The 20,082-nt window shown below is 69.6% G+C and carries 20 protein-coding genes, 1 tRNA gene and 4 pseudogenes; 10 read left to right on the forward strand and 15 right to left on the reverse strand.

Annotated elements, in window-relative coordinates; translation table 11 throughout:
- Positions 1-136: 136 nt before the first annotated feature.
- Positions 137-472, reverse strand: a complete 336-nt coding sequence (locus B1205_RS33035) for an FmdB family zinc ribbon protein (protein WP_369597304.1) — start codon at positions 470-472, stop codon at positions 137-139.
- Between B1205_RS33035 and B1205_RS33040 the strand changes: the two genes are divergently transcribed.
- Positions 402-551 carry a hypothetical protein gene (locus B1205_RS33040; protein ID WP_369597309.1) on the forward strand — a complete coding sequence of 50 codons (150 nt, stop codon included), beginning with the start codon at positions 402-404 and terminating at the stop codon, positions 549-551. The genes B1205_RS33035 and B1205_RS33040 overlap by 71 nt on opposite strands.
- Positions 552-585: 34 nt before the next feature.
- On the opposite strand, the gene B1205_RS17005 is transcribed toward B1205_RS33040, so the two are convergent.
- Complete coding sequence (locus B1205_RS17005) at positions 586-1,233, reverse strand: 5-formyltetrahydrofolate cyclo-ligase (RefSeq protein ID WP_089156520.1); 648 nt, start codon at positions 1,231-1,233, stop codon at positions 586-588.
- 82 nt (positions 1,234-1,315) lie between these two features.
- On the opposite strand from B1205_RS17005, the gene B1205_RS17010 reads away from it, so the two are divergent.
- The 6 genes from B1205_RS17010 to B1205_RS17035 all read left to right on the forward strand — a co-directional run bounded on the left by B1205_RS17010 (position 1,316) and on the right by B1205_RS17035 (position 7,635).
- On the forward strand, positions 1,316-3,490 hold the full coding sequence (locus B1205_RS17010) for a diguanylate cyclase (RefSeq protein WP_176308660.1): 2,175 nt from the start codon (positions 1,316-1,318) through the stop codon (positions 3,488-3,490).
- A 9-nt stretch (positions 3,491-3,499) separates the two neighbouring features.
- Positions 3,500-4,489, forward strand: coding sequence for a UTP--glucose-1-phosphate uridylyltransferase (locus tag B1205_RS17015; RefSeq protein ID WP_089156521.1), 990 nt, complete (start codon positions 3,500-3,502; stop codon positions 4,487-4,489).
- Positions 4,486-5,799, forward strand: coding sequence for a molybdopterin molybdotransferase MoeA (locus B1205_RS17020; protein ID WP_089156522.1), 1,314 nt, complete (start codon positions 4,486-4,488; stop codon positions 5,797-5,799). The genes B1205_RS17015 and B1205_RS17020 overlap by 4 nt, the downstream gene beginning before the upstream one ends.
- A complete protein-coding gene (locus B1205_RS17025) occupies positions 5,732-6,382 on the forward strand; it encodes a GNAT family N-acetyltransferase (RefSeq protein WP_441338510.1) in 651 nt (216 codons plus the stop codon). The genes B1205_RS17020 and B1205_RS17025 overlap by 68 nt, the downstream gene beginning before the upstream one ends.
- Before the next feature lie 178 nt (positions 6,383-6,560).
- Entirely contained in the window at positions 6,561-7,343 is a 783-nt protein-coding gene (gene sepX / locus B1205_RS17030) for a divisome protein SepX/GlpR (protein WP_176308661.1), read from the forward strand.
- Between the two features lie 218 nt (positions 7,344-7,561).
- Positions 7,562-7,635 (forward strand) — tRNA-Ala (locus B1205_RS17035).
- 64 nt (positions 7,636-7,699) lie between these two features.
- Here B1205_RS17035 and B1205_RS17040 read toward each other — a convergent pair.
- From B1205_RS17040 to B1205_RS17080, 10 genes and pseudogenes are all read right to left on the reverse strand, one after another.
- Positions 7,700-8,947: a tyrosine-type recombinase/integrase gene (locus tag B1205_RS17040; protein ID WP_089156524.1), complete on the reverse strand. Its 1,248-nt coding sequence runs from the start codon at positions 8,945-8,947 to the stop codon at positions 7,700-7,702.
- Between the two features lies 1 nt (position 8,948).
- The gene (locus B1205_RS17045) at positions 8,949-9,134 is read right to left on the reverse strand and encodes a helix-turn-helix transcriptional regulator (protein ID WP_089156525.1); all 186 of its coding nucleotides are present in this window, start codon (positions 9,132-9,134) and stop codon (positions 8,949-8,951) included.
- Positions 9,131-10,368 (reverse strand): annotated as a pseudogene (locus B1205_RS17050) (replication initiator). The gene B1205_RS17045 and the pseudogene B1205_RS17050 overlap by 4 nt, the downstream one beginning before the upstream one ends.
- A 138-nt stretch (positions 10,369-10,506) precedes the next feature.
- Positions 10,507-11,196 carry a GGDEF domain-containing protein gene (locus tag B1205_RS17055; RefSeq protein WP_254910066.1) on the reverse strand — a complete coding sequence of 230 codons (690 nt, stop codon included), beginning with the start codon at positions 11,194-11,196 and terminating at the stop codon, positions 10,507-10,509.
- Positions 11,197-11,291: 95 nt separating this feature from the next.
- Positions 11,292-12,209 (reverse strand): hypothetical protein, encoded by a 918-nt coding sequence (locus B1205_RS17060; RefSeq protein WP_089156526.1) that lies wholly within the window; start codon positions 12,207-12,209, stop codon positions 11,292-11,294.
- A pseudogene (locus B1205_RS33045) lies at positions 12,206-13,239 on the reverse strand (ATP-binding protein). The gene B1205_RS17060 and the pseudogene B1205_RS33045 overlap by 4 nt, the downstream one beginning before the upstream one ends.
- Positions 13,240-13,623: 384 nt before the next feature.
- On the reverse strand, positions 13,624-13,863 hold the full coding sequence (locus B1205_RS17070; RefSeq protein WP_089156527.1) for a hypothetical protein: 240 nt from the start codon (positions 13,861-13,863) through the stop codon (positions 13,624-13,626).
- Positions 13,863-14,138 carry a hypothetical protein gene (locus B1205_RS17075; RefSeq protein WP_089156528.1) on the reverse strand — a complete coding sequence of 92 codons (276 nt, stop codon included), beginning with the start codon at positions 14,136-14,138 and terminating at the stop codon, positions 13,863-13,865. Before B1205_RS17075 ends, B1205_RS17070 begins: the two co-directional genes overlap by 1 nt.
- 99 nt (positions 14,139-14,237) lie before the next feature.
- Positions 14,238-14,360: a hypothetical protein gene (locus B1205_RS31725; protein WP_254910014.1), complete on the reverse strand. Its 123-nt coding sequence runs from the start codon at positions 14,358-14,360 to the stop codon at positions 14,238-14,240.
- A gap of 198 nt (positions 14,361-14,558) precedes the next feature.
- Positions 14,559-14,885: a hypothetical protein gene (locus tag B1205_RS17080; protein WP_089156529.1), complete on the reverse strand. Its 327-nt coding sequence runs from the start codon at positions 14,883-14,885 to the stop codon at positions 14,559-14,561.
- Between the two features lie 184 nt (positions 14,886-15,069).
- Between B1205_RS17080 and B1205_RS17085 the strand changes: the two genes are divergently transcribed.
- Together B1205_RS17085 and B1205_RS17090 are read left to right on the forward strand one after the other, a co-directional pair.
- Complete coding sequence (locus B1205_RS17085) at positions 15,070-15,936, forward strand: winged helix-turn-helix domain-containing protein (protein ID WP_089156530.1); 867 nt, start codon at positions 15,070-15,072, stop codon at positions 15,934-15,936.
- Positions 15,933-16,567, forward strand: a pseudogene (locus tag B1205_RS17090) (HAD family hydrolase). The gene B1205_RS17085 and the pseudogene B1205_RS17090 overlap by 4 nt, the downstream one beginning before the upstream one ends.
- A gap of 76 nt (positions 16,568-16,643) precedes the next feature.
- Here B1205_RS17090 and B1205_RS17095 read toward each other — a convergent pair.
- Both B1205_RS17095 and B1205_RS17100 read right to left on the reverse strand, forming a co-directional pair.
- Positions 16,644-16,871 carry a hypothetical protein gene (locus B1205_RS17095; protein WP_089156531.1) on the reverse strand — a complete coding sequence of 76 codons (228 nt, stop codon included), beginning with the start codon at positions 16,869-16,871 and terminating at the stop codon, positions 16,644-16,646.
- A gap of 1,410 nt (positions 16,872-18,281) precedes the next feature.
- A pseudogene (locus B1205_RS17100) lies at positions 18,282-18,539 on the reverse strand (hypothetical protein); the annotation flags it as partial.
- Positions 18,540-18,706: 167 nt separating this feature from the next.
- Here B1205_RS17100 and B1205_RS17105 point away from each other — a divergent pair.
- The gene (locus B1205_RS17105; protein ID WP_089157059.1) at positions 18,707-18,940 is read left to right on the forward strand and encodes a GntR family transcriptional regulator; all 234 of its coding nucleotides are present in this window, start codon (positions 18,707-18,709) and stop codon (positions 18,938-18,940) included.
- 282 nt (positions 18,941-19,222) lie between these two features.
- Here the strand turns inward: B1205_RS17105 and B1205_RS17110 are convergent, their stop codons facing one another.
- On the reverse strand, positions 19,223-19,930 hold the full coding sequence (locus tag B1205_RS17110) for a methyltransferase domain-containing protein (RefSeq protein WP_217809843.1): 708 nt from the start codon (positions 19,928-19,930) through the stop codon (positions 19,223-19,225).
- Positions 19,931-20,082 lie beyond the last annotated feature (152 nt).

Consider the following 20,082-nt stretch of genomic DNA (forward strand, 5'->3'; position numbering starts at 1 on the left):
GCGGGTTTGGCACCCGTGGTGTTCCAGTCGCGGCCGGTAGGGGCGGTGAGTGGAAGGTGATGCGTGGGCGGGGAGACTGCGCACGCGAGAAGGTGGCCGCCCCGGGAGAGGCGGCCACCTTCTCGGCGTGCGTGGATCAGGAGGAGCTGGACGCCGCCGACGCCTTGCTCGCCGCCGGACCGGACCCCGAGCCGGACGAACCAGACGACGAGGAACCAGACGAGGAAGACCCGGACGACGAAGACCCGGACGACGAGGACCCGGGCGAGGAGGACCCCGGCGACGAGGGCGACGACTCGGACTTCGCGGGCTTGCTCGCGGTGCCGTTGGCGTTCTCGGAACCGGACGCACGGGAGTCCGTGCGGTAGAAGCCGGAGCCCTTGAACACGATGCCGACCGAGTTGAAGAGCTTGCGCAGCCGCCCCTCACACGCCGGGCACTCGGTCAGCGGCTCGTCCGAGAAGGACTGCACCGCCTCGAGCTGGTGGCCGCACGCGGTGCAGGCGTACTGGTACGTGGGCACGTTCTCCTCCGGATCTGGCACGGCCTGATTGGCACTCGTGGTCTTCGAGTGCCAATGGTGCGTCATCGCACCCGGGTTCGTCCAGCGGAAGCGCCCGGGCCCACATCCGGCACGGCCACGAGTCCGCCCGCCGGGGTGATCACGGAGTGTACGGGGCGGTCGTGCGGGTCGGCGGGGACCGCCGTGACCAGCTCGCCGTCGTGCAGGAGTGCCACGGTCGGCACGGTGGCGGGCACCCGGGCCAGCGCCCGATCGTACGAGCCGCCGCCCCGGCCCAGCCGGACGCCCCGGCGGTCGACCGCCAGCGCCGGCACCACCACCAGGTCGGCCCCGGCCACGGCGGCGCGGCCCAGCGGTGGGCCGGTCGGCTCGCGCAGGCCCCGGCCGGCGGCGCGCAGCGACCCGCGACCGAGGTACGCGGCCCAGTCCAGGTCCAGGTCGTCGCGGAGCACCGGCAGCAGCAGCTCGGCGTCCGGCGGCAGCGCCGCCCGCAGCACGTCCGGCAGGTCGTCCCCGCCGGGCTCCGAGGCGACCGGCACGTACGCGGTCATCCGGGTCGGGCGCAGCCGGCGTACCAGGGCCGTCAGCTCGGCCTGGACGGACGCCGCCGCCTCGGCGCGAAGCGGCGCGGACAGGGAGCGGCGGGCGGCGAGGAGCGCGACGCGCAGTTCCCGCTTCGCCTCATGCGCCTCATCCGAAAATTCCGGCACGCAACACTCCTGACGCAACGCTTGCCTACCGGTCGCTCTGTGCCAGCATCGCACCAAGGGCGCGGAACTTCCGGGGGGAAGCTTGACGCTACGCGGGCGGTTGACGATGGCCTTCCTCGTGGTGGTCCTCGGCCCCGTCCTGCTCGGCGCGGTCTTCGTCGGGGCCACGCTGAGCGCGATCGACCGCAGCCGCGCCACCGAGCGGCTGGGCCTGGCCGCGGCCGGCGTGCGTACCTCAGTCGACGCCCTCTGCCAGCAACTGCGCGCGGCGGCCGACGCGGTCGCGGTGGTCGCCGACCCGGCCGCCCGGCCGCGCGCCGCCGACCAGGTGGTCGGCCGCGGTCTGGCCGCCGCCGTCGTGGTCGCCGACCCGACCGGCCGGACCAGCTACGCCACGGCCGGCCCTCCGCCCGGTCCCTGGCAGGACTGCGCCGGTGACCGGGCCGGCCCGGCGGGCGCGCTCGCTGCCCGGGTCCGGCTCCGCGATCCGTCCGGCGCCGACCTGGGCGCGGTCGCCGCCGCGCAGCCCGTCGACCCGGCCTTCGTGGCGCGGCTCGCGGCCGTGACCGGCGTCGGGGTCACCCTCCTCGACGACCCCGAACGGCTCACGACCGAAAAAGCGGGGGTACGCGCAGCGGTGCTGGACGCCGCCGGTGAGGCGGGCTGGAATGGGGTGGCCGGCACCGGCGACGGGCGGTACGTGCGCCGGGTCGGGCCGTCCTCCGGGCAGCCGTTGCCGCTGGTGCTCTCTGTGCCGGGGGAGCGCCCGGCCGGCCGGTACGGTGCGCTGGCCGCCTCGGTCGCGCTGGCCGCCCTGCTGGCCGTGCTGGCCGCCGGGCGACTGGCCCGGGTGACCACCCGGCCGCTGGTGGAGCTGGCCGGCGCGGTGGACCGGGTGGCGCACGGTGACCTGACCGCCCGGGTGCCGCTGCGCAGCCGGGACGAGATCGGGCGGCTGGCCGGCGCGTTCAACCGGATGACCCGGGAGACCGGCGGCTACGTGGCGGCGCTGACCAGCAGCCGGGACCAGCTCCGCAACCACCTGGCCGTGCTCGGCGACACGCTGGCCAGCACGCACGACCTGCAACGCATCCTGCGGGTGATCCTGGACAGCGCGATCGCCGCGACCGGCGCCCGGGCCGGCGCGGTGCTGCTGCTCGACGCGGACGGCGTGCTGGTCGGCCAGTGCGTCGAGGGCCTGGCCGGGCGCTGGCCGACCGGGGATCCGACCGACCCGGCGACGCTGCGGGTGCCGGTCGGCGTCGGGGTGGTCGGCGCGGTGGCCGCCACCGGGGAGCCGCTGCGCGGGCGGTGGTCGCCGCCGGAGGTGCCGACCGGCGAGCCGTCCTGCGAGACGTACGTGGCGGTGCCGTTCGCCGCCCCCGAGCCGCGCGGCCCGGACCGCCCCGGCCACCCGCCGGCCGACGGCGATCCGCCCGGCCCGCCCGGCGGGGCGCTCGGCGTGCTGGCGCTCTACGACCGGATCGGCGGGCCCGAGTTCGACGACGACGACCTGGTCACGCTGCGGACCTTCGCCGGGCACGCGGCGGTGGCGGTGGAGAACGTGCGGGTGCACGAGGAGGTCCAGCGGCTCTCCCTCACCGACCCGCTGACCGGCCTGTGGAACTACCGCTACCTGCGCGAGTCGATCCGGCGGGAGGTGGAACGGGCGAACCGGTTCGGCCGGATGCTCAGCGTGCTCGCCCTCGACCTGGACCGGTTCAAGACCGTCAACGACACCTGGGGGCACGCCGCCGGGGACGCCGTGCTGGTCGAGTTCGCCCGCCGGGTACGCGGCGTGATCCGCGAGGTCGACCTGGCGTTCCGGCGTGGCGGCGAGGAGTTCGTGGTGCTGCTGCCGGAGACCGACGCCCGGGGCGCGGCGATCGTGGCGGAGCGGCTCGGCGCGGTGGTGCGGGACCAGCCGGTGCCGGTCGAGGGGCACGGCGGCGAGCCGGTGCGGGTGCCGGTGACCGTCTCCATCGGCATCGCCGTCCACCCGGACCACGCCGCCGGTGGCCGTCAGGTGCTCGACGCCGCCGACGACGCGCTCTACGCGGCGAAGGCCGCCGGACGGGACGGCTACCGGCTGGCACCCGTCCCCGATCCGGTCCGCACCCAGGAGATTCCGGTGGTCACGGCCACGGTCACCCCGCCGGACGGGCTGCCCCGGGCCGGTGCGGCGGACCCGGCCGGCGTGGCACAGGGCGGCGCGTCTTCCGGTCCTCACCCGCCGCGGCAGAGCCGTGGCCGATAGTCTCGCGGCATGTCGGAGCACTCAGCGAACCCCTCAGCGACCTCCGGTCGCTCCCGTGCGGTCAAGGCCGTCATCCCGGCCGCCGGCCTGGCCACCCGGTTCCTGCCGGCCACCAAGGCGGTCCCCAAGGAGCTGCTGCCGGTCGTCGACCGGCCGGTGCTGCAGTACATCGTCGAGGAGGCCACCCAGGCCGGCATCACCGACGTGCTGCTGATCACCGGGCGTGGCAAGACCTCGATGGTGGACCACTTCGACCGGCGGCCCGACCTGGAGGAACGCCTCGCCAAGAAGCCCGAGCTGCTGGCCGCGGTCAAGCGCACCGAGGAACTGGCCGCGATCTACACCGTCCGCCAGCCGGAGCAGCTCGGCCTGGGCCACGCCGTCGGGTACGCGGAATCGCACGTCGGCGACGCGCCGTTCGCGGTGCTGCTCGGCGACGAGTTCGTCAAGCCGGCCGAGCCGCTGCTGCCGGCGATGCTGGAGTTGCAGGCCCGCACCGGCGGCGTGGTGCTCGCGTTCTTCGAGGTCGACCCAGCCGAGACAGGTCGCTACGGCATCGCCTCGGTCGAGCCGGCCGACCCGGAGTTCGCCGACGTCGGCGAGGTCGTGAAGGTCAGCGGCATGGTCGAGAAGCCGAGCCCGGAGGACGCGCCGAGCAACCTGGCCGTCCTCGGCCGGTACGTGCTCCCGGGCCGGATCTTCGACGCGATCCGGCGCACCGAGCCGGGCAGCGGCGGCGAGATCCAGCTCACCGACGCGATGGAGCTGCTGCGCACCGAGGGGGTGCCGGTGCACGCCATCGTCTACCGGGGCACCCGCTACGACACCGGCATGCCGCTCGGCTACCTCCAGACCGTGGTGCAGATCGCCGCCGAGCGGGAGGACCTGGGCGCCGAGTTCCGCAAGTGGCTCGCCGAGTTCGTCAACAACGGCGACGAGACCGTCACCGACGCGGTTCTCAACGGTCTGCGCAACGCGTCCGGCGGTGCCGATACATGACCGCGACGGCCGACGCCGAGGCGGCCGCGAACGAGTTGACGCCGCTCGCCGACTACCTGGGCAGCGTGCTGCGCAGGTTACGCGCGCTGCCTCCGCTCGACCTCGACCTGACCCAGGCGTACGGCAACGTGCTCGCCGAGGACGTGGTCGCCCCGCACTCCTACCCCGCCTTCGATCAGGCGGCGGTGGATGGGTACGCCGCACGCTGGGAGGACATCTCCGGAGGGAGCCGGGGGCCGGGCTACGTCCCGGCCCCCTCCGGTATGCCCGGCGGGCGCAGCATCCGGCTCAACGTGGTCGGTGACCTGGGCGCGGCGAGCTGGCGGCCGGTCCGGCTCACCCCCGGCGCGTGCTTCTCGGTGGCGGCCGGCGCACCGCTGCCGATCGGCGCGGACGTGGTGGTCCCGGTGGAGTGGACCGACCAGGGCATGGCCGCGGTGGAGATCTTCCGGGCCCCCAAGCGGGGGTACGGCCTGCGCCGCGCCGGGGAGGAACTGGTCGCCGGCACGCTGCTCGCCCGCGCCGGCGCGTACGTGTCACCGGCCCTGGTCGCGGTCTTCGCCGCCACCGGCCTCGGGCATGTGGTGGTGCGGCCCAGCCCGCGGGTGGTCATCGTGGCGACCGGCGACGAGCTGGTCGACGTGGGCCGGGGCAGCCAGCCCGGGCAGGTGGTGGACACCAACTCCCACGCGTTGACCGCGGCGGCGGCCGAGGCGGGCGGGCTCGCGTACCGGGTCGGGATCTGCGACGACGACCCGGAGGCGCTGCGCGGCCTGCTGGAGGACCAGACCCTGCGGGCCGACCTGATCATCACGACCGGCGGGACCGGCACCGGGCCGGGTGACATGGTCCGCCGGATCCTGTCCCGCCGGGAGGGCGGCCGGGCCGGGCCGGTCGCCTTCACCGAGGTGGCCCTCTATCCCGGAACGTCCCTCGGGTTCGGTACGGTCGGCGCCGAGGAGGTGCCGGTGGTGTGTCTTCCCGGTGAGCCCGGCGCGGCGCTGATCGGCTTCGAGGTGCTGGCCCGCCCGGCCATCCAGCTGCTGGCCGGGGCCGAGCCGGTGTTCCGGCCGAGCGTCCGCGCGCACCTGCTGGAGACGGTCTCGTCCCCGGTGGGGCTGCGCGAGTTCCGCCCGGCGCACGTCGCCGAGCGGCGTGGCGGTGGCTACACCGTGCAGCCGCTGGCCGGTGGACCGTTCACGCTCTCCGGCCTGGCCGAGGCGAACGGCCTGCTGGTGCTCGGTGAGCGGGTCACCACCGCCGCGGCCGGCTCCACCGTGGACGTGCTGCTGCTGGACCGGCGTCGGTGATGTTCCGCAGGGNCGCTCCGACGCCACCGCCTGGTCGGAGATCCGGCGCGCGAACCGGGACTGGCTGGCTCCGTGGGAGTCGCACGTCCCGGGCGGTTGGGACGTGACGAACTCGCCGGCCGCGTTCCGCCTGGTCCACGCCGACCAGCGCAGGTCCGCCCGGACCGGCGACGGCATGCCGTTCGCGGTCTGCCTGCGGGAGGACGGTCGGGAGCGGCTGGTCGGTCACGTCAACGTGGGCAGCATCGTGCGGCGGGCGTTCTGCTCCGGGTACGTGGGCTACTGGGTGGACTCCCGGGTGGCGGGTCGCGGCGTGATCCCGACCGCGGTGGCGCTCGCCGTGGACCACGCGTTCGGTCCGGGCGGCCTGCACCGGATCGAGGTGAACATCCGGCCGGAGAACACGCCGTCCCGCCGGGTGGTGGAGAAGCTGGGCTTCCGCGAGGAGGCCTACCACGTGCGGTACATGCACATCGACGGCGCCTGGCGGGACCACATCGGCTACGCGATGACCGGCGAGGAAGTGGCCGCCGAGGGCGGGCTCCTGGCCAGGTGGCACCGCGTACGTGACAGCCGGCACTGAGCCGTTGCAGCCGTGACGCCCGGCGCGGCGCACGATGAACCGGGTCGGCGGCCCGTAACCTCAAGTAACTGCAAGCTGTGGCAAGCGCTGCCCGCCCGCACGTTGTGCGCCGTTAACGACGGTCGACGGAAGAAGTTGCGGCGGTGTGACGCTCGCCCCGAACTTGGTGACGGGAGGGGTGAGGGTGCCGACGTCGGTGCTCCTCGCCGTCCTCGCCGCCGCCGGTCTGCTCGCTTTCGCTCCGGCGCTGGTCCGCCGGTACGACGCCACCGAGCGGCTGGTGGCGGAGCGGGCGCAGTCGACGGCGCGGGTGCTCCAGCGCCAGCGTCGTCGCCGCACCGTGCCCGGACGCCAGCCGTTGCACCCGCCGCGTTCTCTCGTTGTGACCCTCAGTGAAAATGTCGACACGGGGGGTCTGGCCCGGCCGGTTTCCGCGCCACCCGTGCGCCGCCGCTCCGGTCGGCTGCGGCCCGTCTCGGCCGTCCCGGCGCAGTCCCGCCGACGGCACCCACGCCGACGTCGGCACACCCCGGCGATCTACCGCCGGCGGCGGGTGCTGGCCGCGCTGCTGCTGCTCAACTTCGTCGAACTGGTCGGCGTGGCGCTGGTCGGCCCCGGGTTCTGGATCAGCGTCTCGGTCACCGGCACGCTGCTCGTGGCGTACGTCGCGCACCTGCGCCAGCGCGCTGTGGCCGAGCGCCGCCGCCGACGCGCGGACGCCCGCGAGGCCGCCTGGCTGGCCGCCCGCCAGGCCGAGGTACGCCGCGAGCAGGCCCGGCGCGCGGCGGCCCGCCGGGAGGCGCAGCGCCGGCTGGCCGCCCAGCGGGAGGCGGTCCGGCGTACCGCGATGGGCCTGGACCGCCCCGCGGACCTGCCCCCGGCCGCGAGCGGCGGCTCGGTGTCCTACCGCCGCGCAGGCGGCCTGCGCGGCCGCCCCTACCAGTCCGGCCGAGGCGCCTGACCCCACCCCGCGGTCGCGAGCGCTCCTCCAGAGGGCTCACGTCGATCTTGGAGTTGTGGTGCCAGGGTTTGTTCCTTCGGCGGCTTATGGGAGGTGCCACAACTCCAAGATCGGCGAGCTGGGTGGGGCGGTTCGCGTGGTGGGGGAGCGACCTGTTAGCCTTGTCGCCGACCCGCCCGGTGCGAGCCGGGTGGGATCAACGCTGGTTCGCCAGCGGAGGGGCTGTGGCGCAGACCGGTAGCGCACCTCGTTCGCATCGAGGGGGTCAGGGGTTCAAATCCCCTCAGCTCCACCCAGAACATCAATGGCCAGCGGAAACGCTGGCCATTGATCGTTTGGCACAGATCCGGCACAACTCAGCCCGGAAGCGCCATCCCCGAGCGGTTGCCCGCAGCCTCCCGAAGCGCCGTGCTGACGATGTTGCGGCGACGGTTCTTCTTCGGCCACCAGTGCACGTAGGTCTCCAGCGTGATCCGCAGACTGGAGTGCCGCAGCGCGTTCTGCACGTCGGTCGGGTCGGCACCCGAGGTGATCAGCCGAGTCGCGAAGTAGTGGCGCAGGGAGTGAAACGTGCCTTCGTCGGGCCAGCCGGCCGCCCTACGCCAACCACGCCACAGGTCCGACCAACGCTGATCATGGATCGGCCTGCCCTGTTCGTCGGTGAACAGCAGCGGGACCGCCCGCCGCTTCGCTTGCTTCCCCGGGTCTGGGGTGCCCGCAGTGACGTCGGGCAGCTCGACCAACGCGGGCGGGTACTTGCGGACGTGCTCGGCGAGCAGCAACGCCACATGGTCGTCAAGGTCCACGTCCCCGACTGAGCCAGCCTTCGGCGGAGCGAGGTAGAAGCCGCTGTACTGGCCCTTGTGGAACCGCAGTTGCTGCACCACATGCAGTTCCTGGCGCGGCCGATCGACGCACCGCGTCCCGTCTTCCAGGCCGAGAACTTCACCCAGACGCAGCCCTTCACCGGCACCGCACCAGATGGCCGCCTGGTACCGGTCGGGTACGACGTCGACCAGGGCGAGCATGTCGTCATCGGTCGGCACCCACTTCGGTGCCCGGGAGAAGCCGCGCAGGATCGCCGACAGCCGGACTGCCTTGCACGGGTTATCGGAGATGACCTTGTCCGCAACAGCGGCGTTCATGACCGCATTGAACAGGTCAAAGTAGGTCTTCACCGAGGACTGCGCCACGTTGTTGCGCAGCAGGAGCGCCACCCACTCCAGTACGTCCGTGACCGTGATCGCTCGCACCTGCCGCTTGCCGAGGTGCGGGTAGAGATGGTGCCGAAGGCGGGACTCCGTGTGTCGTTGGTAGTCGAGGGCTTGCCCGATCTGACGCGAGAGCCGCCACCGCTCGCCGTACTCACGGAAGGTCACCTGCCGTTCGGCCCGGTCGACCTTGGTCTCTTCCGCGGTGCCGGTGCGGGCTTCCAGGTCGAAGGCTTCCGCATCGGCCTTGCGCTCAAACAGCTTCTCCCGGGGTTCACCGGCGGCGTCGGTGTATCGGACCCGCCAGCGCTTACCTCGGCCGTGCCGCTTCGAGGGGAGCCGCTTCTTGTCCGGCCCACGCTTGGTCAGGTACCACAGGTCATCGATGGGCACGTCAGGCCGCCTTCTTCTCGAACCAGGCCCGCACCTCGGCGGGGTCGTAGCGCAGGTGCCGACCGACGCGGGACGCGCGAGGGCCGATCCGGCGGTGACGCCACTGGTAGAGGGTGCCGACCGGGATACCGAGGAACGCCGAGACGTCGGTGACGCTCCACAGGCGTTCGGTGGGGGTGGTGCTCACTCGGGTTCCTTCCTGGTCTGTCGGGCGGCGCGGATGCGGTCGCCGATAGCGGCGGCGAGTTCGAGTTGCTCGGGGGTGTCGTAGCCGATGCCGAGGATCTGCCAGTCGTTGACGACCAGGACGCCGGTGTTCTCGGGCAGGCCGGCTTCGGTGAGCGCGGTCTGTAGTTGGTGCGCCTGACGTTCCGCGCGAAGGTTTTTGAAGGTCGTGGAGTAGATGCGGGACTTGGTGAGGAAGTGGCCCCGGAAGCCGAGCATGTGCGCCCAGTGGCGGAGCTTGAGGTCGGCGTACTGGTCGACGCCGCCGAGGTCCCACGCAGTTTGGATCATGGCCCGGTGGTGATCGGAGACCTGTAGCCGGTCGATGTGGGCTTGGGAGCGAATGCGCCGGTCTCCGGTCTCCGTAGCGCCGGTGCCCTTGGTGGCGTACTTGGCGATGTAGCCAGCAAGCCGGGTGTCGTTGACGACCTGGTCGCCGTCATCGTCGCCGTCGGAGATGTCGAGGTCGGTGGCGGTGATGTCCTTGACGTCGACTTGCGCGCCCCACCGCAGAGCCAGCGGGGTCCCGTCCGGGCGGGCGGTGTCCAGCTCGACCGACGAAGCCGCGGAACGCACGGCGTCGGCCAACACGTCGGCGGTGAGCCACACCGGGGGTGCCGAGTCCGGGCCGGACGGGCCGTCCGCGCGGATGACGGCGTGGAAGTGGACCAGGNTGCGCGGACGGTGAGACCGCCGGCGGCGGCGACGGCGCGGCGTAGGGCGATGGTGAACCGGTGCCAGAGTTGGCCGCTGTGCGCCTGCCACAGCACCGCACCCGTGTAGTCGTAGCAGCCCGGGTCGATCGGGCTACCCAGCAGCCGGTGTCCTTCGGTGTGCCAGCGCCCGCAGGAGCAGGGCCGCTTGCCGGGCCGGTTGTGGACCGGGCCAAAGGACGGAGCGGTGAGCGTGACGAACAGGCGGGTGGACCGGGCCACGGTGTCGGGGACGCCCTTGCCGCCGGACATGCCCGCGTGGATGAGGTGCCAGGCGTCGGCGGCGTACCGGTCGGCGCATGTCGGGCAGACGGCCGCCCGGCGGGTACCGCAGGAGGCCCACACCCGGCCCTGCCTGGCGGCGATCAGGTCACCGGTGCCGAGGTGGCGGACTTCCCACTTGCCTACGAGCCGGACCGGCTGGAGACACCCACGAACCGACTCGACACCGGCCCGCCATTGCTTGTAGGCCGGGGAGCGCATCCACCGGGTCAGCGCGGCCTCAGCGTCGTGACCGATCGGTGCAGGTCGAGGCGGACAAGGAGGTGAGGACATGGAATCCCTCCAGGGACAGGGCCCGCCGCGTCCCCGGGGTCCAGGAGCACGGCGGGCCAGGACGAGTCAGAGAAGATCAGCGCCAAGGGCTGGAGTCGCCGGGGTGACCGCGATGGGGGGCAGGTCACGGACCCGGACGACGGGGCGGGTGGTCGCGGCCGGGGTGGTGTGGTCATCACGGCGGGGGTCGAACACCGCCACGCCGGTGCGGGTGGTCTTGGCCCGGTACATGGCCGCGTCGGCGTCAGCGAGGGAGGCGGCCAGATCACCGGTGGTGGGGGCGAGGCCGATGCTGGCGGTGACGGTGACCGTGGCACCGGTGGGTAGCGGGATTGGTTCGGCGATAACCCGGGCGAGCTGGCCGGCGATGGTGGCCGGGTCCGGTCCGGGGATGAGCGCGGCGAACTCGTCTCCACCGAGCCGGGCCGCTACCACATTGATCGTGCGGAGCCGATCGGCGACGGTGGTGAGCACGATGTCCCCGGCGGCGTGGCCGTGGGTGTCGTTGACGGGCTTGAAGCCGTCGAGGTCGATCACCACGACATGAGGCCGGGCCGAGGCGAGCCGCGTCCACGCCTGGACGAGTCCGGGCCGGTTCGCCAAACCGGTAAGTGGGTCCCGCAGCAGAGCCCGTCGGAGGGTGGTCAGCTCCGTATGCAGGACGGTCACGCGTACCACAGTCCGGCGGTAGCGAGTGAGGACCATGACGAGAGCGACGGCCAGGAGTAGGCCGACCGCGACAGCGACGTAGACCAGAGTGAGCGACGAGAGGTAGGGCACGGCATGTCTCCGATCAGGGGGCCGGGGTCCTGCCGCGCCCGCAGGATGCAGCGCGGCAGGACCAGGNGTGCTCAGTGCGAGTAGCCGTTGGCGGTGACCGGGGTGAGCCGGTCGAGCACCCGCGCCGCAATCGGCAGCGGTAGCCGCGTGGCGCGTTGAATGTCGGCGGCGGTCACCGGAGCGGCCGAGTCCGCGACGAGTTGCCGGATCTGCGCCTGCATGCCAGCCGGGATGCCCAACCCGTTGAGCTCCACCACGGCGACCGGGACCGGAGCCGGGTTGTCTGCCGCGACGACCGGGGCGGGAACCTTTCCACGTTCCGGCACGACCGGGACGACCAGGCGCTCGACCGGTGCCGGCGGGGCCGGGGCCTCTACCGCCGGGGTGCCGACCGATTCGGCGGGTTCGGGCGCGTTCGTTTCCGGCTTGGTCAGCACAATGGCGCGGCGTGCCTGGGTGCATCGTGCCTGCACGATGGGCATGACTTCGGCGAGGAAGAACACTAGGACCGGCACCATGATGTGCGCGGCGAGCATGCCCGCGCTGATCGAGCCTTCCCGCGGCCACAGCGCCGGCACGACGTTCATGACGAGCGTGGAGCCGAGGAGGAACCGTTTGAGCCAGTCGACGGCCCCGGAGTTGATGTCGATGCTCCGGGCGATCATCGCGGCTTCCCATCGAAGGATCGTGATGAGGATGCCGATCAGGCACGGTTCTACGCCCCAGCAGCCCCACCACACTGGGTCGGCCGGGGTGAGGTGTCCGGCGAGAAAGTCCTGCACGCCGGTGGTGGTGAACACTGACCCGACCGCCAGGAACAGCCACAGTGAGCGGGTGACGCTGGCCCGCAGTCTTTCGATGTCCACGATGTCGAGCGCGGTGTCTTGCTCCAGGTGGTGAAGCTGCCGCGCCACATTCAGCCGGCGGGACAGCTTACGAACCTGCCGGGGCGGCCGAGCCGGCTTGGCGCCCTCCTGCATGTCGTTCATCGCTGCCCCGCCGCGGCGAGTTCGGATACCGGCCAGCCGGCGACGCGGACGAGTTCGGCGATGTCGGAGTCGTCGCAGTAGGCGGCTCGGACCCGCACCGGGGTACGGGAACGCTGCTTGACAACGAACCCGATCCCGGCCGACTCCGGCACGTTGGGGATCTCGTCGGCGAGCGCGCCCCGGCGGCGCATGTCCTCACCGAGGACCATGTCGACGTGCCCGGCGGAGGTGGCCCGCAGGCACACCCGCAGGGAGAACAGGTCACGCTGGGGGATGACGTCCTTGGTGGGCTCCTGGAGCGCGCCGATCACGCTGCCGCCCAACGCGCGGGCCTGCGACAGGATCAGCGGCAACACGGCCTGAGCGCCCTTGGTCAGCGACCGGTCGCCGTAGCCGGTCACCGCGCCCAGCTCGTCGAGGACCAGGACGTCGAGCGGGGTTTCGCGGGACATGGTGAAGGTCCNTGTATGACGTCCACGATGTCGCTGTCGGTCTCGGCGTACCGATGGGAGACCGGCTGGAGCGCGTTGAGTTCGGTGCCCTTGGGGTTGACCACGTGCACGCGCACCAGGCCGTCACGGATCAGCGGCGCGCACGCCCGCAGCGCCATCCACGTCACCGAGTTCTTCCCCGAACCGGAGGCCCCGCCGATCAGCCAATGCTGACCCAGCAACGGCGCAACCCAGTCCGAACCGTGCTCGGTCTCACCCAGATACACCCGGGCCAGGTTCACTGCATCCGAGTCGCCCAGGAGGTCCGGCGGGATGATCGGTTGCGTGAACGGCTCCGACCGCTGCACGACCAACGCGATTACCTGGGGGCGCACCCGCTCGACGCCGACCCGCTCAGCCCTCAGCGCCACCGCCAGAGCCTCAGCGGCTTCCTCCCACATCTTCGGCGTCTGCCCCAGCAGCAGCCGCACATAGACGGTTTCCGTGGACGGGGAGTGCGACCGGATGCGGATGATCCGGGGCACGTTGATCACGCCCGTCGTGCGGTGGACCGTGACCAGGTTGCACGCCTCCACCACCCGGCTCCACCACGGCCCGAGGTAGGCCCGCGACAGCCACCGCCGCCGCACCGCCCGCAGCCGTGGGGCCGCCACCAGCTCCCAGGAGTCCGGGTGGCCCCGGTACCAGCCCAGCCCGGCAGCGACCGCACCGGCCATCACGCCGCCCGTGGTCGCCGGCCCGAACTCGACCAGACCAGCGCCCAACGCGGCCGGAGCCGCCATGAACCCCGGGTGCCGAGCAGCCCACCCCGCCACACGCCATTCCCAACCCTGAACGCGCTTACCCATCTCCCGCACCTACCTTCACCAATTCGGATGCAATTCCATTGCCGCTGTAATTGGGCAAGGAAAAGGCCCGGATCGGATTACCAACCCGGGCCTTTTCCGTCGAACAACCGCCGGTCAATGGACCGCTTCGAGCATCTTCTTCGCGAGCGTCGTCGACTGCTTCGCCTTGTCGGTCTCCTCCAGCCACGGCGTGGCCTCTTCGAGGAGAACCAGCAGCACCGCCACCGACCGACGCAACTCGTCGTAGTGCTTCATGTAGCGGTACCGCTCCGGCATTCCCTTCATCGACCGGCGCAGCAGACGCATCGCCTGATCGACCCCGTCGTAAGTGTCAGTGACCCGGTACGACGCCATTAGTTCACCTTCCACGGCTTGGCGATCAGATCCGCCTCATACGTCTTGACCCGCACCTGGAACGCCCGAAGCGACTCCACCGCCTGGCGGTGCGCGTCCTCCAGGTCCTCGATCCGGGCGGCGAACTGGTACACCGTCCCCGGCGGCGGTTCACACGACTTGATCAGGCTGTTCACGCCGTCCAAGAGCATCGCCAAGCCCTGCACGTTGCCCACCAACGCCTCATACCGCCGCCGGCCGGTCATCGACTTCACCAACTCCGGCACCAAATCCATACCTGCCCCTTCCGGTCACGGAAGCCCACACACTCGGTGGACACCACCCACCCCCGGAAACCTGCACCCGGGAGGGATGGAAACCGCCGAGCAAGGCGATCACTCCCGGCCCGTCAGACGCCACACCCGACGCCAACGGCGCGTTTCACGACGAATCAAACCGACGTTCACCGAAACCGACAGCACCAACAACCCGATAAGAGCCAACTCGAAATCAGACATAGCAACCTCCCTCCTATTATCGAATAGTGACATCGACCTGTTTTAGGCAAGGTTCTATCCACTGTGTAATTCTCAATGAACATGCTGCCGAGGATGAACCGACAGGCGGCCCATCGCTCCGACGGAGTGCCCCGACCCGACTCGAACGGGTCACCCACCAGACAGGGGCGGGGCGAAACAATCAGAAACCCGCCCGACTCACCGTGCGGTCTTAAGGCCCTGCGCCTTCCACGTCAGACCCGACCGGCCATCCCGCTCCCAGTGCGACACCGTCGCCCCGATCAGCTCCACCAACTCACCCTCCTCCACCCGGCCCGGGTCAGCCGAGAGCGTGATCTTCAGTTCCTCGCCCTTGCCCCGGTAGCCGTCCTCCGTCGCCACCGGCTTGGCGAACACCGCCACCGTGTACAGCGGGTCATTCGTGCCGTAAGCCGTGATCACCTTCCCCTCCTGATCCGCCTTGATCGACGGCTCCTCCACCACCCGCAGCTTGTAGCCGGACAGGTTCACAGGGATGTTCCGCATTCCTAGATCTCCTTCGATCTTGATGAACTCATCGGGCCGGGCGCATCGAATGAAGCCCGGCCTAGCCAGACTTGGCCTACCTGGCTAGCCAGGCGATGCACCGAAGGTAGACCGGCCTGGCTAGTCAAGTCAAGAGCGCGACGCGGACTTTCCTTGCTTGGCTAGTCAGGGCTAGTGTGAAGTTGTGAGCGAGAACCTTGACTTCCTCGGTGAGCTGGACCCCGATGACCCAAAGCAGGCATCGCAACAGATCGCGAACAAGCTGCGGGCCGCTATCCTCACGCGCCGGCTTGCCCCGGGCGACAAGCTGCCGTCACAGCCCGACCTCGCAGCGCGCTACGGCGTCGCCCGAGAAACCGTCAAACGAGCCCTAGACCTGCTCCGCGCGGAACGGCTCATTGTGTCCCGGCAAGGCAGCGGAGCGTTTGTCCGGGCGCAGACGCAACGAGCTGTAGAGCTGCGCCCACACATCGAAGCCTCGTTCGAACGACCACACGTCAGCATCGACTTCGCGGGGTTCTCCGGGGAGACCCTGAGAGATACGCTCGCCGAAGCGCTCGACAAAGTCCGGGTCGGCCGCCTCACACCAGAGACGATCACCGTGCGCGTCCTGATCTCCGACATGACCGCCCCCATGGCACTGCCCGCACGAGCCGAGACCCAGGCAGACGATCCTGCCGTACGCGAGCGGGCGGAGCGGATCACCCGACGGGCAGCAGACGGCATCATCGACCAAGTCACCGAGCTGGGCGACCTCGGCCTGATCCGGTCGACCAGCGTCGAGGTACGGATGCACCGCGCGTCCCCGCTGTTCAAGCTCTACATCCTCAACGGCGAAGAGGTGTTCTACGGCTTCTATCCGGTCATAGAGCGCACTGTCTCCATCAAGGGCGAGCCGATGGCGATCTACGACCTGATGGGCAAGGACGTGCCGCTGTTCCACTACGCGGTGACCGACGACGACGCCTCTCACGGCACCCAGTTCGTCGAAGCATCCCGCCAGTGGTTTGACTCGGTGTGGTCGACCATCGCCTACCGGTACGACGCATGAACGCCGACCTTGCCCGGCTGCTCGACGAAGTCGGTGCCGTGCTGCTCGACTTCGATGGACCAGTGTGCAGCGTCTTCTCGGGCTACCCAGCACCAAAGGTCGCTACGGAACTAGTCGACGTACTGCGCAGACACGGCGTTGAGGTTCCGCCGGACCTCGTCAGCGAGCCGGACCCGCTTGAGGTGCTACGCCGCACCGGGAGCACCGGCGACCGGAACGCGACACGAGCGGTAGAGGACGCACTCTGCGCAGCGGAGCGCCAAGCCGTCGAGTCCGCCGAACCAACGCCGTACGGCCGGGAAGTCATCGTGGCTGCCCGCCAGGCCGGTTTCCCCGTGGCGGTCGTAAGCAANTCTCGCCGATTGTTGGCCGGTCCTACGCCGCCCCAGAGCGCATGAAGCCCAGCCCGGAACCGATCCAACAAGCTGCGCACGCGGTAGGAGAGCCGCCGGCCCGGTGCGTACTAATTGGCGACTCCCTCTCGGATATCGACGGGGCGCGGGCAGCCGGGGCGCGAGTTATCGGGTACGCGAACCGCCCAGCTAAGGCACAGAGATTTCAGGCAGCCGGGGCGGACCTAGTGGTTACCAGCATGCGCGAGATAGCCGATGCGTTAGTTCATCGACTTTGAACGTGGTCCGGAGAGTCGGGATGACTAGCCTGCTGCATTGCATATCGAATTTCGGCAATTAGGTCGGTTGTAACAACTAGTAATCCATATTATCAATGGTGTCCTGCCAGTATGCGTGGGACCCCAGGAAGTCCTCGAAATCGTTTGCCTGCCGAGCTTCTGATAGCATCATGCGGAAGTCCTCATCGAAGCGAACTGCGAGACCGGATTCAATCCATTGCATCGCATCCGAAAACTCCGAGGCAAGCCACGCATCAAATTCATCGAATAATTCAAAAACGTCCGTTATTTCGGTCTCACTCACAGGCATANGCCGGGGGTGTGTAGATATATTGTTGCCCCGTGCCCCTTCTCAAACCCTCCATGTGAGTAAGGATTACGCCACCGCTCAACAACGTCAGTCAGTCGCTGGCGGAAGCGAAGTGCATCGCTCCGCCCACCTAAGAGGCGATCGAACTTCTCTCCCCAGCGCGAAGCGATCACCCGCGTGAGGTCATCTGCGCTAGGGTCGAATCCGCTGAATGCTAATGCCAATACCAGGTCATGCTCAAGCCGACTAAGGTATGCAGTGATTGCCGCAATCATGTCATGAAATGCGTTCATCCTCATCCGAGCTGCGCCGGATTTAAATGAATAGTGTCGAATCGAGGTGCCTTCAACCGGCGGATGCTCAATTCTCTCATCTTCGATTAAATCGGGCTTGATTGCGCGCTCACGAAAGTACCTATACGCCCGATCGAGTGATGCATGCTGATTGATTACCGTGGCATCACCCTTGCCTAGCAACTCCGGCGCAGCGTCTAGAATCAGGGACTCCACGGTGCGCATCGAAGAGCGAAGCTTTTTGATTACTTCAGCCTGCATTTTCCGCGCTTCATCTTCGGAAGCCTCGCTTTGTATGTAAAGTCGTAGGCCAAACTTCTGGTGCGCCAACTGGAAAAACTCACCCCGGTAAGTGAAGTTCACCCACCATGCGACCTTTTCTCCTGGCCCGTGCGCTTCAATGCCAATGAGGTTGAGTGCAAACCTGAGCAAGGCCGGAACCGGCGCCTCATGAAGGTCGATGGTCACCCTATAACAAACTCCTCGCTGCACGTCGTCCTCGTCGGCAGGGCCAAAGTCGCGCAAGGCAGTCTTCTTCAGCCGATCTCCTGCTTGTGCAGCCCCGGGCAGTGAATCCACCTGTTCAGTATCCAGGCAACCGCAACCCCGTTTGTTGGCGAGAACGGAGAGCGGCTGTCGGAGCGTAGTGTGTTCAGACTTTCTTTACTTGGTCAAGGGCGGGCCTGCGGCCCGCCGCCGTGTTCGCGCNAGCGAGGGACGGCCGCAGTCGCCAGGCGGCCGGACGCACACCGGGTTGCCGAGGCGCACGCAGCGTTCGAGCCGACCGGACAACCCTCGTGTACCCCGGCGCTAGAACGGGCCGCCGCCGGAGCCTGGCTCTGAGGATGACGCGCAAGGCAGGGACAGCAAGCCCCAAGCATGGGGGCGGTGTCCGTCGAGGCCAGGCGGGCGACTCCCTGTGCCAGCTCCTACCGGAGTCCAGGTGAGGTCAAACCCCGCACCTGGGAAGGGGGTGGGGGCCGTCGGGGGTCGGGTGGTCGCCCGGGAGCCGAGCCCGCGGCTGGTCACGGTCAGGTCAAAGGCGCTGCTGTGGCGGTGTCCGCCGAGCACCGGACCGCGACACGAAAGCCGAGCCCGAACCCGGGTACCGATCAGCGCGACGCACGAGATTCAGGCCTGCCAGCCGTACGAAGATCTCCCGCTTGTCGACGGCGTCGCCCTGGCCGTTAAGCACGTAGCCCGTCAGCCACACCCAACCCAGATACGTCGGCTTCGGGCAGACCGAGACCACTCGGAACAGGAAGCTTGGCTGGGCCGCGAACTGCACCGACGCATCCCGGCCGATCACCAGCTCGTCGCCGGGAACCGGGGTCCGGAGAAGGGCCGTAGCCCGTGGGTCAGCGGACACGATCTACCTCCCTGCCGATGACCCTGCCCGACCGGTACGGAGGAACCCGGCCGGGCAGGGGTACCGCCGCGCCGAGGCGAGTTCGGGTCTCTACGACCAGCACAGCGGGATTGCCGCACCGTACCAAGCCTGGTACACCGACGTCTAGATACGTAGAAGGTNCCGGCATCGACCACGGCGCACCGCTGCCGCCCTACCGCCAGTTGGCCGGCATCCTCGCGGCCCGGATTCGTCGCGGCGACTGGCAGCCCAACCGGGCCATCCCGTCAGAGTCCCAGCTTGTCCAGGAGTACGGCCTTGCCCGCGCGACCGTGCGACGCGCCATCGCCGTGCTGGTCGACCAGGGCGTGTTGTTCGTGGTGCCGCAACGCGGGACGTTCGTCAAGCCGGAAAGCCAATAGCCGTCGATGCCCGCCGCATGATCATCGGGCACAGATCCGGCACAACCGAGCCCGGAAACGGGTGTAAAACGCCGTGAGGCGTTGATGACTCCCGCCCTGGTCAGAGGCCAGATACGCCTGATTCCAGATGATCTATACCCGGCTCGTGGCATTTGGGGTTCAAATCCCCTCAGCTCCACCCAGTTCAAAAAGCCGTCTCCGGTTACCGGAGACGGCTTTTTCCGATCTTGTGCCAGCGCGGGGCGGCGGGGCGTTTTCCGCCTCAGGCAACGGTGGCGGCGGTCAGGAAGAACGTGACGGCGTAGGTGAACCGGTGTGTTTCAACCGCCTCGTCGNTGTGGCAGCCCAGCTCCGAAGGCCGAGAACGTTGTCGACGGCGGTCGGGTTCCGGACCAGTAGCGTACGGGGCTCCACGGTGACGTCGACCAGGCCGTGTGCGGCGAGAAGGCCAGCATGTTGATGTGCCAGGGTGCCGTTGCGGAGGAGGACATCGGCCCGGAACCTCAGCACGCGCCGGGCCAGATCCTGGTCGGCGATGTCGAGCACCTGGGTGTCGTAGTCGGGGTCGGCGAGAACGATACGACCACTCGGCCGCACGACCCTGACAAGTTCGTTGATCGCGACGAGGGGATCGGCGAGGTGTTGCAGGGTGCGATCGGCCCATGCCCCATCGAAGGAGTTGTCGGCAAACGGCAGCCGATGGGCGTCCCCGACGGTGCATCGGGTGAGGCCGCGCGCTCGCATGGCAGCAGCCATGGTCAGCGAGCGATCCACGGTGGCCACGCTGACATCGTGTTCATCTCTCATGAGGGCCGCGCTTGCACCGGTGCCGGCACCGACCTCGACGTATCGACGGCCGGCTGTTGGATGGAGCAGTTCGCGGACCCGCTGCTGGTATGCCTGATAGAAGGGTTCTGTGGTGAGGCGGTCGAGTACGCCGACCCACGAGTCCGGGTCTGACTGGCGGTCGACGTCGGTGAACCCATGCATGATCGACAGGTTATTGCGCCAGCGCTGCCTACTGACGGAAGCCGGTAGATGGCGTTGTCGGTGCCGCCGGAGCGCACGGGCGTGACGGCTCGGTCGGCCCACTGCGGGAACTGCCCGGCGACCAGCCGCGCGACGAGCGCGCTGTCCGTGGG

It is taken from the genome of Micromonospora sp. NBS 11-29 (genome assembly GCF_002140155.1).
Lineage (GTDB): Bacteria > Actinomycetota > Actinomycetes > Mycobacteriales > Micromonosporaceae > Micromonospora.

Excerpts from the sequence above, each read along its gene's own strand:
- B1205_RS17020 (WP_089156522.1), top strand. The coding sequence starts at position 4,486 with ATGACCGCGACGGCCGACGCCGAGGCGGCCGCGAACGAGTTGACGCCG.
- B1205_RS17080 (WP_089156529.1), bottom strand. The coding sequence starts at position 14,885 with ATGCGGAACATCCCTGTGAACCTGTCCGGCTACAAGCTGCGGGTGGTG.
- B1205_RS17060 (WP_089156526.1), bottom strand. The coding sequence starts at position 12,209 with ATGAACGACATGCAGGAGGGCGCCAAGCCGGCTCGGCCGCCCCGGCAG.
- B1205_RS17070 (WP_089156527.1), bottom strand. The coding sequence starts at position 13,863 with ATGGCGTCGTACCGGGTCACTGACACTTACGACGGGGTCGATCAGGCG.
- B1205_RS17015 (WP_089156521.1), top strand. The coding sequence starts at position 3,500 with ATGTCGGAGCACTCAGCGAACCCCTCAGCGACCTCCGGTCGCTCCCGT.
- B1205_RS17075 (WP_089156528.1), bottom strand. The coding sequence starts at position 14,138 with ATGGATTTGGTGCCGGAGTTGGTGAAGTCGATGACCGGCCGGCGGCGG.
- B1205_RS31725 (WP_254910014.1), bottom strand. The coding sequence starts at position 14,360 with ATGTCTGATTTCGAGTTGGCTCTTATCGGGTTGTTGGTGCTGTCGGTT.